Origin of the sequence: Flavobacterium rhamnosi (assembly GCF_048286515.1) — a bacterium.
GTDB lineage: Bacteria > Bacteroidota > Bacteroidia > Flavobacteriales > Flavobacteriaceae > Flavobacterium.
This window is the reverse complement of the sequence record NZ_JBLVPS010000021.1, coordinates 13,858-27,241: the sequence shown is the minus strand read 5'-3', so window position 1 is coordinate 27,241 and position 13,384 is coordinate 13,858. Positions and strand designations below refer to the sequence as shown.

The 13,384-nt window shown below is 35.9% G+C and carries 13 protein-coding genes; 11 read left to right on the top strand and 2 right to left on the bottom strand.

Going from position 1 to position 13,384, the window contains the following annotated elements:
* Positions 1-21 precede the first annotated feature (21 nt).
* Complete coding sequence (locus ACNQGN_RS15065) at positions 22-453, bottom strand: c-type cytochrome (protein WP_417988650.1); 432 nt, start codon at positions 451-453, stop codon at positions 22-24.
* Between the two features lie 305 nt (positions 454-758).
* On the opposite strand from ACNQGN_RS15065, the gene ric reads away from it, so the two are divergent.
* The 7 genes from ric (at position 759) to ACNQGN_RS15030 (ending at position 6,070) form a co-directional block, all read left to right on the top strand.
* Complete coding sequence (gene ric / locus ACNQGN_RS15060; RefSeq protein ID WP_417988649.1) at positions 759-1,490, top strand: iron-sulfur cluster repair di-iron protein; 732 nt, start codon at positions 759-761, stop codon at positions 1,488-1,490.
* Between the two features lie 40 nt (positions 1,491-1,530).
* Entirely contained in the window at positions 1,531-3,636 is a 2,106-nt protein-coding gene (locus ACNQGN_RS15055; RefSeq protein ID WP_417988648.1) for a ribonucleoside triphosphate reductase, read from the top strand.
* Between the two features lie 107 nt (positions 3,637-3,743).
* A complete protein-coding gene (nrdD, locus tag ACNQGN_RS15050) occupies positions 3,744-3,905 on the top strand; it encodes an anaerobic ribonucleoside-triphosphate reductase (protein WP_417988647.1) in 162 nt (53 codons plus the stop codon).
* Positions 3,889-4,578 carry an anaerobic ribonucleoside-triphosphate reductase activating protein gene (locus ACNQGN_RS15045; RefSeq protein WP_417988646.1) on the top strand — a complete coding sequence of 230 codons (690 nt, stop codon included), beginning with the start codon at positions 3,889-3,891 and terminating at the stop codon, positions 4,576-4,578. The genes nrdD and ACNQGN_RS15045 overlap by 17 nt, the downstream gene beginning before the upstream one ends.
* Before the next feature lie 55 nt (positions 4,579-4,633).
* Entirely contained in the window at positions 4,634-5,083 is a 450-nt protein-coding gene (locus ACNQGN_RS15040; protein WP_417988645.1) for a CopD family protein, read from the top strand.
* An 11-nt stretch (positions 5,084-5,094) separates the two neighbouring features.
* On the top strand, positions 5,095-5,559 hold the full coding sequence (locus tag ACNQGN_RS15035; RefSeq protein ID WP_417988644.1) for a hemerythrin domain-containing protein: 465 nt from the start codon (positions 5,095-5,097) through the stop codon (positions 5,557-5,559).
* Between the two features lie 76 nt (positions 5,560-5,635).
* Entirely contained in the window at positions 5,636-6,070 is a 435-nt protein-coding gene (locus ACNQGN_RS15030; RefSeq protein ID WP_417988643.1) for an RrF2 family transcriptional regulator, read from the top strand.
* On the opposite strand, the gene ACNQGN_RS15025 is transcribed toward ACNQGN_RS15030, so the two are convergent.
* Positions 6,067-6,918 (bottom strand): AraC family transcriptional regulator, encoded by an 852-nt coding sequence (locus tag ACNQGN_RS15025; protein ID WP_417988642.1) that lies wholly within the window; start codon positions 6,916-6,918, stop codon positions 6,067-6,069. The genes ACNQGN_RS15030 and ACNQGN_RS15025 overlap by 4 nt on opposite strands.
* Positions 6,919-7,056: 138 nt before the next feature.
* Here ACNQGN_RS15025 and ACNQGN_RS15020 point away from each other — a divergent pair, with 138 nt between their 5' ends.
* The 4 genes from ACNQGN_RS15020 to ACNQGN_RS15005 all read left to right on the top strand — a co-directional run bounded on the left by ACNQGN_RS15020 (position 7,057) and on the right by ACNQGN_RS15005 (position 13,278).
* A complete protein-coding gene (locus tag ACNQGN_RS15020; protein WP_417988641.1) occupies positions 7,057-8,016 on the top strand; it encodes a phytanoyl-CoA dioxygenase family protein in 960 nt (319 codons plus the stop codon).
* 387 nt (positions 8,017-8,403) lie between these two features.
* Entirely contained in the window at positions 8,404-8,751 is a 348-nt protein-coding gene (locus ACNQGN_RS15015; RefSeq protein ID WP_417988640.1) for a winged helix-turn-helix domain-containing protein, read from the top strand.
* Positions 8,752-8,804: 53 nt separating this feature from the next.
* Positions 8,805-11,372, top strand: a complete 2,568-nt coding sequence (locus tag ACNQGN_RS15010; protein WP_417988639.1) for a TonB-dependent receptor — start codon at positions 8,805-8,807, stop codon at positions 11,370-11,372.
* Between the two features lie 1,048 nt (positions 11,373-12,420).
* A complete protein-coding gene (locus ACNQGN_RS15005; protein ID WP_417988638.1) occupies positions 12,421-13,278 on the top strand; it encodes a glycoside hydrolase family 130 protein in 858 nt (285 codons plus the stop codon).
* Positions 13,279-13,384 lie beyond the last annotated feature (106 nt).

Genomic DNA, 13,384 nt, shown 5'->3' with positions numbered 1-13,384 from the left:
ATTTCATTCTATTTGTACTATTTATTCTTCTTTAGCCAGAGGGGAAACTATTCTGTCAAAACCATTTAAATCAAGTTTACCAATCCATTCAAAATAAGCGACCATGGCGTTAGCATCAGCTTCACTCATCTTGTAAGCAACCATTTTTCGCCCTCTAGGCGCCCATGGAACGGGGGACATTAAAACGGCCTTGATGTACCCTTCACCCCTGCGTGCAACAACTTTTGTTAATTCTGGTGCATAATAGCCTCCTTCGCCCATTATACTGTGACAACCCATACAATTGTTGGATTCCCAAATTTCTTTTCCTCGTACAACATTTTTGTCAATCTTGCTGTAGTTGGTTTGATCGTTTCTGGGCATAAATGAATAAATGGTCAATGCAATAAAAATTAAAAAAGTGACCAGAGTTCCTCCCAAAAAAAATGCTCTTGCCTGTGATTTTGAAAGCATAATTATCAGTTTTTTGTTAGTTAATATTATTTGTTTTTTTAATAAAAGATAAAATTGTCTTTTATTAAACTGTTGCAAATTACGTATTCAAATAAAAGTTAAAACATGATAAAAATCATTTTTTGCTATTTCTTTTGGTGCCAATATATCTTTATAAAATAGAAATAAAAATGAGTTCTAAAGCATTGGTACTAACTTTTTTATCAAAATATTTAGGTTGATAAATATAATTCGGATAAAATTGTCCTTTATTAAAAAAAAGACTAAATTTGTAAAAGATATTTGAATCATTAAAAATGAAAATTATGGAAACTTTAGAAAAAACAACAATCGGAGAATACGTAGCAAAAGATTTTAGAACCGCGGCAATTTTTTCAAAATACGGCATTGATTTCTGCTGCAAGGGAAACCGAACAATTGAAGAAGCTTGTGCTAAAAAAGAGATCGATACTGATGCTTTATTGGAACAGTTAAATACCGTTTTAGCAACAAAAAATGACAATACCATCGATTTTAAATTATGGCCTTTGGATTTATTGGCAACTTATATTGAGAAAACCCATCACCGTTATGTAGAAGAAAAAACGCAGGTAATACTTCCATTTTTAGACAAATTATGTAAAGTACATGGTGCAAACCATCCTGAATTATTCGAAATCAATGAACTCTTCATTGGTTGTGCAGGCGAACTAGCGCAACACATGAAAAAAGAAGAACTGATTTTGTTTCCCTTTATCAAAAAAATGGCAACAGCAGCGCTTACGGAGCAGCAAATTGTGAAACCACACTTTGGAAGTGTACAAAATCCCATTGCAATGATGATGGAAGAGCATGAAGCTGAAGGAGACCGTTTTGTCAAAATCGCTTTATTAACTAATGATTATACAGCGCCGGCAGATGCTTGCAATACATTTCGTGTGACGTATGCCATGTTAGCTGATTTTGAACAGGATTTGCACAAACACATTCATTTAGAAAACAATATTTTGTTTCCAAGCGCCATGCTTTTAGAAAAGAAATTCTCCGAACAAGAATAGAAAACAAACCTCAATAATGCAACCTTAATCATCAAATGCTATGGAAAAATATGTTATCAAAAGAAACGGCGAATACAAACCTTTTGAGGGTTATAAAATAAAGGACGCGATTGAAAAAAGCTTTCAGAGTGTTTCCATAGCATTTGATGAAATCCTTTTTGAAAAGATTAATCAGGATTTGCAATACAAAGAAACCTGGGCCGTTGAGGAGATTCAGGATTTAATAGAGAAAAACCTTTTTGAAAAACAGTATTTTGAAGTCATGCGTTCCTTTATGTTGTATAGACATACGCGCAAATTGCAACGTGAACATATTGATGGCTTAAACGAAGACACTACTTATGTTGACAGCACTCAAACGATCGAGGAATACATCGAACAGACAGATTGGCGCATTAATGCAAATGCCAATACCTCCTATTCTAATGCAGGACTGGTCAACAATGTTGCCGGAAAAATTATAGCTAATTACTGGCTCGACAAAGTGTATACAAAGGAAGAAGGTTATGCGCATCGCAATGGCGATATCCACATTCATGATTTAGATTGTTTAACAGGATATTGTGCCGGCTGGAGTCTTCGGGTGTTGCTCAACGATGGCTTTAATGGTGTTCGCGGTCGAGTAGAAAGCAAAGCACCTTCACATTTTAGAGAAGCTTTGGGGCAAATGGCTAACTTTCTCGGAATTTTGCAAAGCGAATGGGCCGGAGCACAAGCATTCAGTTCATTTGACACCTACCTGGCTCCCTATGTTTTCAAAGATAATTTGTCTTTTGACGAGGTCCTGAAAGCGGTGCGTAGTTTTGTTTATAATTTGAATGTTCCTGCACGTTGGGGACAATCTCCTTTCACTAATATTACTTTGGACTGGGTCGCTCCCGATGATTTGAAAACTCAAATTCCAACTAAAAATGATCATCATTTTTTTGAGAACAATTTTGATTACGACCTCCAATTGCGAGCCAAAGAAAGAGGCGTTACAAAAGTAACCGAATTGCGTTACGAGCATTTTCAAACGGAGATGAATCTAATTAATAAAGCCTACTATACCGTTATGACCGAAGGCGATGCCAACGGGCAGCCGTTCACCTTCCCTATTCCAACAGTAAACATTACCGAAGAATTTGATTGGGATGGAGAAAACACCGATTTACTTTTTGAAAATACCGCTAAAATTGGTTCTTCTTATTTTCAGAATTTTATTGGAAGTCAATATATTTTGGATGAAAATGGCACTAAAAGAGAAAATGAGAATGCTTATAAACCCAATGCGGTTCGCAGTATGTGTTGCCGTTTACAATTGGATTTAAGAGAACTATTAAAACGGGGGAACGGACTTTTTGGAAGTGCAGAAATGACAGGAAGCATTGGTGTAGTAACCATTAATATGGCGCGTTTGGGGTATTTATTCAGCGGAAATAAAGCAGAATTATTTAAACAATTAGATCGATTATTGTATATTTCTAAATCTACTTTAGAGAAAAAAAGAGTGTTTATCCAAGAGATGTACGACCGAGGTTTGTATCCGTACACCAAACGGTATCTGCAACATTTCAGAAATCACTTTTCGACCATTGGGGTAAACGGAATGAACGAAATGATCATTAATTTTACCGGTAATCAAGACACTATTACCTCTTCCTCAGGAATCGAATTTGCATCTGAAATCTTGGAGCATATTCGAAATCGCATGAAAGAATTCCAGGAAGAAACAGGGAACTTATACAATCTGGAAGCCACACCAGCCGAAGGAACAACTTATCGTTTTGCTAAAGAAGACAAAAAACGTTTCCCAAGTATTTTACAAGCTGGACAGGAAGAAAATATTTATTACACAAACAGTTCCCAGATTCCGGTGAATCACACCGAAGACCCTTTTGAAGCTTTGTTTTTGCAAGACGAATTACAATGTAAATATACCGGAGGAACGGTTTTGCACTTGTATATGAGTGAAAAAATCAGTTCACCAGAAGCCTGTAAACAGTTTGTAAAGAAAGTAATATCCAATTTCAAATTGCCTTATATTACCGTTACGCCAGTGTTTAGTGTATGTCCCGTGCATGGTTATTTGAATGGCGAACACGAATTTTGCCCAAAATGCGATGAAATTCTAATTGAAGAAAAAAGTTTAAAGTTGACCAACTAGCTTTCTGACTTTAGTCCTATTATAGTGGTAACTGATTTTGTCATTTTTCTTTTACTCGTCCCAAACTTTATAACTCATAAACATTCAAACTTTAAACATTTTTACATATGACAACCACCAACCCGATTTTAGAGCAAAACCAACATTTGAGAACCAAATGTTTAGTGTACACAAGAGTAATGGGCTATCACAGACCCGTAGAAAGTTTCAATATTGGAAAAAAAGGAGAACACAAACAGCGAACTCACTTCCATGAAGGAAAATGTTAGTAATCCCATTTACAGCATAACTCCTTTTACTTTATTAGATTATGCGCATAAATCGGCTTGCATACTTTGGTTTGCAGGCTGTAATATGCGTTGTTTGTATTGCTACAATCCTGAAATTGTACTTGGAAAAGGAACTATTTCTTTCGAAAAAGCGCTTACTTTTCTTCATTCCAGAAAAAATTTATTGGATGCGGTGGTTTTTAGCGGAGGCGAATGCCTGCTTCATAAAAACAGTATTGAATTCATAACCAAAGTCAAAAAACTAGGGTTTTTGGTAAAAATTGATACCAATGGTTCACGACCTGATGTTTTGCGACAGTTGCTGGAAAATCAATTGATCGATTATGTTGCCTTGGATTTTAAAGCCATGCCTGCTCATTTTGAAAAGATAACACAGTCCAAACTTTTTCCATCATTTAAAAAGTCGTTGCGTTTATTAATAGATAGTGCCCTCCTGTTTGAAGTTCGCACCACGGTACATTCTGATTTAATTGATGTGAAGCATATGCAAAGCATGATACAGTATTTAGAGCAACAAAACTATAGGGGGAATTATTACATTCAGCATTTTATGAATGGAGCAACTACATTAGAAAAGTTGGGTTATTCAATTAAGGAACTGGAAAAGGAGTCCCTTTCTACCGCAAGTATTAGAATACATTTTAGAGGTTGATGGTAAAGAAGAGTTGCGAAGAAAGCGTATCTTTAAAAACAAATTAAAATTTCACATGAACCATCATTTTTTGTTAATTATACATCTTTTAAGTGCCACAATTTGGATAGGCGGACATTTACTATTGACCTTCGGTCATTTGCCTCAGGCTCTTAAAGAAAAAGACCCTAGCATCATTTTAAATTATGAAAAGAAGTACGAGCCTATAGGAATGACCGCTTTGGTATTACTGGTTATTTCGGGTGTTTTAATGGCTTACAAATACGGCGTTAGCATGGAATATTGGTTCCAGTTTGCTACTCCTATAGAGAAAGTGGTTTCTACAAAATTACTTTTATTGGTTTTGACCGTACTCTTTGCATTGAGTGCACAATTTAGAGTATTGCCCAAACTTAAAAATAATCCAGGCAAGTTGCCTGAAATGACTTTTCATATAGTTTCCGTCACGCTAATTGGTGTATTAATGCTCCTTTTTGGTTCTTTCATCCGTTTTGGCGGATTTTAAATTTTTATACTATGATTACAAATAAACCATTAAAAAGAGCTCCGGAATTACAGTCTTTAAGCCACGATCATCATTATGCTTTGCAATTGTGTTGGAAAATACGAACCGGTTTTTCGAAGCAAATTGAACCCGATCGCATCAAAAAATATTCGGACTGGTTTTTTAAAACCCAATTGAAATCCCATTTCGATTTGGAAGAAAAATGGGTCTTTCCAATTTTAGATACAGAAAATGAACTTATAAAAAGAGCTTTGACAGAACATCTTCGATTGAAACGCTTATTCAAACAAACTACCAATGTAGAAAAATATTTACGCCTAATTCAAGAAGAATTGGAAGCACACATTCGTTTTGAGGAACGTATTTTATTTGTTGAAATTCAAAAAATAGCCACTGAAGAACAATTAGCTAAAATAAAAGAAATTCATACCGAAGAATCTTTTGCAGAAAAGGATGATGATGTTTTTTGGAAATAAAAACGGTCGTGACCCAAAGAATTAAGAATATTCAAAAGGAATAGAACTTTTTCTATAAATTTGTAAAAAAACAACTATGTTTTCTAAAACCTGTGAATACGGAATCCGAGCCACCATTTTTATAGCATCAGAATCCTATCAAAATAATAGAGTTGGGCTTAGAGATATTGCTAAAAAAATAGATTCTCCCGAGGCTTTTACTGCCAAAATTTTACAAATACTATCCAAGGATAATATTATCCATTCTATTAAAGGCGTAGGAGGAGGATTTGAAATTCCAAAAGAAACCATGAGCCAAATAAAACTGTCGCAAATTGTAACTGCACTGGATGGAGATCGCGTTTTTACCGGTTGCGGTCTGGGATTAAGTTACTGTTCCGAAGATCACCCTTGTCCGGTTCACGATAAATTCAAGACCATCAGAAATGAATTAGCATTCATGCTCGAAAATACCAATCTGGAAGAGTTAGCAAAGGGAATAAAATCAGGCGATACTTTCTTGAGATATTAATTTTCTTGACAAAACACTCTTTTTTTAAATGAGGAAGGGGTTTCTCCAACTAACGATTTAAAAAGTTTATTAAAGTAAGAGATACTTTCAAATCCAACAGCATAGACAACTTCTGATACATTATGGTGTTTTAGCAGTAACGTTTTAGCTTGTGTAATTCTGTATTGATTTACAAATTCAGTAAATGTCATGTTTGTCTGCTTTTTAAAATAACGACAAAAAGCAGCTGTGCTCAAATGAACATTAGATGCAATGGCATTAACATCCGGTTTTTTGTCGTAGTTCTCATGAATATAATCATATATGGTTCCCATTCTGATTTTATCATTCATAAACATCTTAATTCTTGTATCCTCTGTGTTCAATTGATTCACTTCAGACGATGTAGCCATTATGTTTAATATCTCAAAAAGCTCTAATAAAGAATTGAAATTATTCTTATGCTGTATTTCTTTTAGTTTGATGACAACTTGCTCTTTTGTTTTGCCATAAAAAGACAAACCCAAATAGGCTTTATCAAACAGGGTACGAATGTCCGCGAATTCTGCAGTGGGCGCAATCGTACTGAAAAAAAAATCTTCTTTGAACTGCACTACAATTTGTTTATACTCCGTTTGCAATCCATAGTCGAAGTTTAAATGGGGAACATTAGAACCTATTAGTACAAGGTCACTTTCTATAAAACTTGAAATGTTTTTACCAACATGACGAATTCCTGCAATCGCTTCTACATAGACTAATTCGAATTCAGGATGATAATGCCAAAAAAAATAATTCCGCAAACTAGGTGTGAAAATACGAAATGATTTCCCAGGCTGTATGGTGATTTCTTCTTTTTTTATTTTCATTATAGCTTTATTTTTACGATTATTAAGCACAAAATTAATAAAAATAGTCAATACAGAGCATATATATGTCATTTTAGAATTTATAAACTGGTGCTATTAATCAGAACTTTGCTATATCAATTTTAAAGATTTATAAAAATGAAAACAATGACAACCAACAACGGATTAAATAAGGGACACAAAGAAATTCCCGGAAATCCATCAGTAGCAACTAGCAGTAAAATAAAATTAAGCAACCGACCTAATGGTGAAAAGTTGCGCGTATTGACCGAAGATGAATGGGCTTTTTGGATCAACAATGGGTATGTGGTGGTAAAAAATGCAGTACCGAGAGAACAAGCAGACAAGCTTGCCAACTATCTATGGGAATATGAAGATAAAAAACAAAATGATCCTGAAACATGGTACAAGCCGACACTTTCTATGAAAATGTCGGAACTGAACAACACCGGAATGGTAGAAATATACAACCATCAATATTTATGGGATAACCGTCAATACCCGAAAGTACACCAAGCTTTTGCCGACATTTGGGGAACTGAAAAACTGTGGGTTACTATCGACCGTGCTAACCTTAACTTCCCTATTCGACCAGGACATGAATACAAAGGTTTTATTCATTGGGATTATGATCCTGAAACGAAACCTCAAAATGTTCAGGGTGTATTGGCATTGGCGGACCAAAATGATGAAAACATGGGTGGTTTTCAATGTATCCCCGAACTTTTCAGAACCTACGATACTTGGAAACTTACACAACCAGAAGACCGCGATCGTTTCAAACCTGACACTACTGGTTTTGAACTTGTAAAAGTTAAAATGGACGCAGGAGATCTTTTGATTTTTAACAGCTCACAACCCCACGGCATCAGACCAAATAATAGCAAAGATAAAGTCCGAATGGCACAGTATATCGCTATGATTCCGGCAGATGAAGAAAATGAAGACATGCGTCAATGGAGAGTAGATGCTTGGAAAAACAAACATGTCCCTGAAGGACATGCTTTTCCCGGAGACCCTTTGAGGCGTGAAAGTAAACAGCCTGTTGCTGCGCTCTCAGATTTAGGTAAAAAACTTCTTGGAATTGAAAACTGGTAACTGCAATTGTGGCGGTGAACCCATCGCCACATATTTTTTTCAAGTTAAAAAATGAAAAAAAAAGCAATAATTTTAGATTTAAACAACACACTATTTTCAACCCCTCCTATTGGTGACAAACTATTTACTGCCTTTATAATCCTAGAAACCAATTTAACGAGTTTGAAAGAAATTTAGAAGCACGCTATTTCACAATCATAATATCCTAACACATACTACAGCAAAAAAACTAACGCTACATCAAAGCATTATTATATTTTGTTTTCATAAAAACATTTGTATTGTAAGTAAAAATACTTATTTTCGCGAAACGCATCTAAGTACTTTAGTTAAAAACTAAATCTTATGAAGTCAATTGCTTTTCACTATACTTTTTAAAACATACTGATGGAAGAAAATAAAAAATACACCATAGCGGTCAGAATCTGGATTGAAGAAGCTGATGGTCCTTTTTTAGGCATTGGTAAGATATGGCTGCTGGAGAATATCGCTAAAACGGGGTCTATTACAAATGCGGCCAAAGAAATGAAAATGGCGTACCGACAAGCATGGCAATTAGTTGAAGAAATGAACAAACATGCCGAGAAACCATTGGTCGAGAAACTCCTTGGAGGTAAAGGTGGTGGTGGCGCCAGATTGACCGAAGCCGGCGAAAAAGCCATTCAGACTTTCTATGCATTAGAAAAGAAAATTCAAGATTTTGCTAAAAAAGAAACTATGAATTTGAAATTTTAAAAAATTTAAACAGCAGTATTCTTTTCAAAACATACTGAAAAAACCACCCTTCTATGAAATCCAAAATATATTTGACCCTAGTACTACTGAGCTTCAAAAGCTTTGCCCAATCGCAAAACGAAAATTCAAAAACAAGTCAAGACAGCATTAAAAAAAAATTTCTTAAAGAAGTCGTTGTTACTGCTTCCCGAACTCAGGAAACATTTTTACGCTCCCCCATAAGTCTTGAACAATTAAAATCGGCTGATGCAAGAAACATGGGCTCCCCATCCACTTTTGATGCACTTGAAAACTTAAAAGGCGTACAAATTATCACTCCAAGTATAGGTTTTAAAGTAATAAACACAAGAGGATTTTCCAACACTACTAATGTCCGGTTTGCCCAATTAGTAGATGGTATAGACAACCAGGCACCACACCTGGGTACGCCAATTGCAAATGCACTTGGAGCCAATGATCTTGACATCGATAAAATCGAAATAATTCCAGGAACGACTTCCGCTTTATACGGAATGAATGCCATAAACGGATTGGCCAATATCCAAACCAGAAATCCGTTTGAATACCAGGGATTGAGTATTCAGCAGTTAACAGGCCTCAATCATGTTGGACATGCAGACCGTTTCTCCACACAGCTTTTCATCCAAACAAATTTACGTTATGCAAAAGCAATTAGTTCCAAAATAGCTTTTAAAATAAACGGTTCCACTACCGCAGGAAAAGATTGGGTTGCCGATGACAGAACCGAGTTGGCTCCATACATTAATACTTCAACTAATTTATACGGCGTTAACAATCCTGCCTTTGACGAAGTGAATGGCTATGGTAACGAATCGGCGAACCGAAGAACCTTAACCCTGGACGGTAAAAAATATGTAGTTTCCCGAACAGGTTACAGAGAAACCGACATTGCAGATTACAACATCCAAAACTATAAAGGCGACGTTGGCGTGTATTTCCGTCCAAAGAAAGGACAGGAATTGGCCATAACTTATAAAGGTGCTTTAATTAATACGGTCTACCAACGTTCGAATCGTTTTAAATTAGAGGATTATACGTTACATCAATATAGTATCGATTATCAGTCAGATATTTTTCAGGTACGTACCTATTTAACCCAAGAAAATACAGGTAAATCATACAACATGCGTTCTCTGGCAGAAAACATGGATCGAGCTTTTAAATCGGACGATCAATGGTTTTCCAATTATACTACAGCCTATAGCGATGCGGTAACCACTGGGTCAGCCGTTGCAGACGCTCATAGAATGGCTAGAGCAACATCCGATCAAGGAAGATTTATTCCCGGCACTGACGCTTATAATCAAAAGAAAGAGGAATTAAACGACATCAATAATTGGGATTTTGGTGCTGCTTTACGCGTAAAATCTTCTTTAGTGCATGCGGAAGGTTTGCTTAATTGGGATAAAGCTTTTGGTAACTTTTTCAAAAAAATCGACACACAACTCTTAAGTGGTTTTGATTATAGAACTTACATAATTGTTCCCGACGGAAATTACTTTATAAATCCATTCGATGACGGCAAAAATCTGATCTATGGAAAAACAGGAGGATTTACCCAGTTAAGCAAGAATCTATTTGATAAAAAATTACGTCTGAGTGCAACCCTTCGCGCAGACAAAGCAGATTATTTCGATTTGAAATTTACCCCTCGATTTACCGCTGTGTTTTCTCCAAAAGAGGAAATTAACTTTAGAGCTTCTTACCAAAGCGGCTATCGATTCCCGAGTATTTTCGAGGGATTTTCTAATGTTAACAGCGGTGGTGTAAAACGCGTTGGAGGATTACGCATAATGTCTGACGGGATTTTCGAAAATTCGTACACGAAGGTATCTATCGATAAATTCCAGGCAAAGGTAACTAGCGATATCAATACCCTGGGACTCACACAGGCAGCAGCAATTGATAAAAATAAAGCTATAATCCAGAAAAATCCATACACTTATTTAGAACCTGAATTCGTCCGTTCTTTTGAATTTGGATTTAGGGGAGTTGCTCTAAATAAGAGTCTGTTTATCGATACTGATTTTTATTATAATTCTTATGAGAATTTTATTGCGCAAGTGGAAGCAAGCGTACCTAACACAACTGATCCTGCCCTTATTCCTACGGCTCTTTATTCTAAGGGTACGCAAAGTAGATATCGTTTATGGACCAATTCAAAAAGTAAAATTTACAATTATGGTGGTAGTCTAGGATTAAAATACAAATACAACGCTATTTTTTCACTTTTAGGGAATGTAACCTATACAAAATTAGACCGAACAGATGACAAAGATGGACTGGAAGATGGTTTTAACACACCTAAATTTATAGTGAATGGAACAGTAATAACGGAAAATTTATGGAAGAACCTTGGCGCAAGCGTTACCTATCGCTATCAAAATAAATATGATTATGTTTCTTTTCTAGTTAGTGGCGAAGTGCCTGCCTATTGGTCAATGGACGCACAAGTAAATTATAATTTCAAAAAAACAGCTGTGACTGCTAAACTGGGAGGGACTAATTTTCTTAACAAAACGTATTATTCTATTTTAGGCGGTCCTTCCATCGGAGGATTGTATTATTTATCGCTGACTTGGAATGTTGGTAAAATCTAAAAAAAGCTTCGTATTTGAAAATTTAAATTTTCTTCTCCTGCCGCCCTTTTTAGGTATGGGCCAACAGAAAATTCGACAACAATTAGTCCTGTAAAAACAATAAATATTTCAAATTGGGTGAAGTTATTTTAATCAACAATAAAAAAGTAATTCTCAATAGCGATCATCAAAAACAATGGAGTGGCAAAATAAATCTTTTTCCTTATTTTTTTGTAATTTTAACAGCAGCCATTATTGAAGTTGAGCCGTCATAATCTCCAACTTCTTAAAGTTATTGGACTGAAATTTTGTTAACCCTTAAAATGTCAACAAAATGATTGCAAAACAAAAAGTGTTTTTTTTCGTTACTATTTCATTAATTCAATAGTGTTTATCAATCAATTGGCTAGAGATATCGACACTCATCGAGCAAGTTTAGAGATAATTTAAAAATAAATTTATGCGAGTTCCTATCACCCGAAAAAATATCATATTTGCCCCTGATAGCAGAAGAGTTGTCGCCAGATATTTTATGAATGGTGATCAACGGACCCAAAAAATGGTAAGCCATATAATGGTGCTGGATGAGAAACAAGTCATAGACACTTTGGAACATACGCTTCGTGAGTTCGCCAGACGACATCGTAATATTTCAAACATATTTTTTAGGCATTGTGAAAAAATTAGAGGCATAATTGAGGGGATGCAAATTAACTATGACAGCCTTTCACAGGAACGAAAAATGCTAATCGGTTCCTACTGTACAATGGAGTACGCCATAGAATCCGCTGCTATTTTTAACCCCTCTATAGTGGAAGATTTCGATCAGTCGGGTCTCGAATATGGAGAGAAGCGTGTCATTATTTCTTTCCGTGCCACTGGCGAAGGCCATATTTCATCAATTGTTTTCAGAAGGGGAATTCTGGATAAGAATAACAATCTCCAGGTAATGAAAATAGGCAATAACATTGATAAGGCAGAGATTGTACACAAAACACTTTACAACAAAGAACGATTTCTAATGAAATTGGCAGAAATGCATGCTTCAGACAAATACTCAACGCGTATTATGCAGGACCTGCCGGACGAATTTGAATATGCTGTATTAAAAAACCTGGTAAATAAACTCCTAAGTGATCCAATGATCCGTCAGGAAAGGAGAACTGCACTCGAAGAAGTGATCTGGTTGGCGGATTCATTTTATGATTTACAATTCAAACATGATTCCGATATCACCGAACGTGTTATATTTCCGATATCAGATTCTGAAAGCCGTGGTATTGAAGATGCCCGTTTTGTGCGCTTTGTGGATGATGATGGATCTGATAGAGTAATGGCTACCTACACTGCTTATAATGGCCATGTAATTCTTCCAAAATTTATTTCTACTGAAGACTTTTATACCTTCCGTGTAATGCCTTTGTACGGAGCTGGTGCTCAAAATAAAAACCTTGCATTGTTCCCTCGAAAAATCAAGGGCAAGTATGCTATGCTATCCAGAATTGATGGTGTTAATAATTACCTTATGTATTCCGACAGGGCTACACAATGGAATGATCCCTTTATCCTCCAAGAGCCACGTTATACTTGGGAATTCACACAAATTGGAAATTGTGGATCGCCACTTTGGACCGAGGAAGGCTGGTTGGTTATTACCCATGGTGTAGGTGCTATGAGACGCTATTGCATAGGTGCTTCATTGTTTGATCTTGATGATCCTTCGAAGGAAATTGGAAGACTTAAAGAGCCCCTGCTCTCACCACTGGAGGATGAACGGGAAGGTTATGTCCCAAATGTAGTGTATTCATGTGGTTCGATTATTCACAACAACAGCCTTATATTACCTTATGCCATATCAGACTATTCATCTACATATGGCGTTGTCGATTTGGCAGAATTGATCGACGCTTTGAAAAAAAGTAAATGACGGCTTACGGTGTTGATGTTTTTGCTGATTGCATAGAAGAACGTTAAATTCTAAACGTTGTCTCAATACCTAAAAGTCAATAGTTCTAATTTTTGAAAAAAAGCAC

Excerpts from the sequence above, each read along its gene's own strand:
- ric (WP_417988649.1), top strand. The coding sequence starts at position 759 with ATGGAAACTTTAGAAAAAACAACAATCGGAGAATACGTAGCAAAAGAT.
- ACNQGN_RS15055 (WP_417988648.1), top strand. The coding sequence starts at position 1,531 with ATGGAAAAATATGTTATCAAAAGAAACGGCGAATACAAACCTTTTGAG.
- ACNQGN_RS15010 (WP_417988639.1), top strand. The coding sequence starts at position 8,805 with ATGAAATCCAAAATATATTTGACCCTAGTACTACTGAGCTTCAAAAGC.
- ACNQGN_RS15020 (WP_417988641.1), top strand. The coding sequence starts at position 7,057 with ATGAAAACAATGACAACCAACAACGGATTAAATAAGGGACACAAAGAA.
- ACNQGN_RS15045 (WP_417988646.1), top strand. The coding sequence starts at position 3,889 with ATGAAGGAAAATGTTAGTAATCCCATTTACAGCATAACTCCTTTTACT.
- ACNQGN_RS15065 (WP_417988650.1), bottom strand. The coding sequence starts at position 453 with ATGCTTTCAAAATCACAGGCAAGAGCATTTTTTTTGGGAGGAACTCTG.
- nrdD (WP_417988647.1), top strand. The coding sequence starts at position 3,744 with ATGACAACCACCAACCCGATTTTAGAGCAAAACCAACATTTGAGAACC.
- ACNQGN_RS15005 (WP_417988638.1), top strand. The coding sequence starts at position 12,421 with ATGCAGGACCTGCCGGACGAATTTGAATATGCTGTATTAAAAAACCTG.
- ACNQGN_RS15015 (WP_417988640.1), top strand. The coding sequence starts at position 8,404 with ATGGAAGAAAATAAAAAATACACCATAGCGGTCAGAATCTGGATTGAA.
- ACNQGN_RS15040 (WP_417988645.1), top strand. The coding sequence starts at position 4,634 with ATGAACCATCATTTTTTGTTAATTATACATCTTTTAAGTGCCACAATT.
- ACNQGN_RS15030 (WP_417988643.1), top strand. The coding sequence starts at position 5,636 with ATGTTTTCTAAAACCTGTGAATACGGAATCCGAGCCACCATTTTTATA.
- ACNQGN_RS15025 (WP_417988642.1), bottom strand. The coding sequence starts at position 6,918 with ATGAAAATAAAAAAAGAAGAAATCACCATACAGCCTGGGAAATCATTT.
- ACNQGN_RS15035 (WP_417988644.1), top strand. The coding sequence starts at position 5,095 with ATGATTACAAATAAACCATTAAAAAGAGCTCCGGAATTACAGTCTTTA.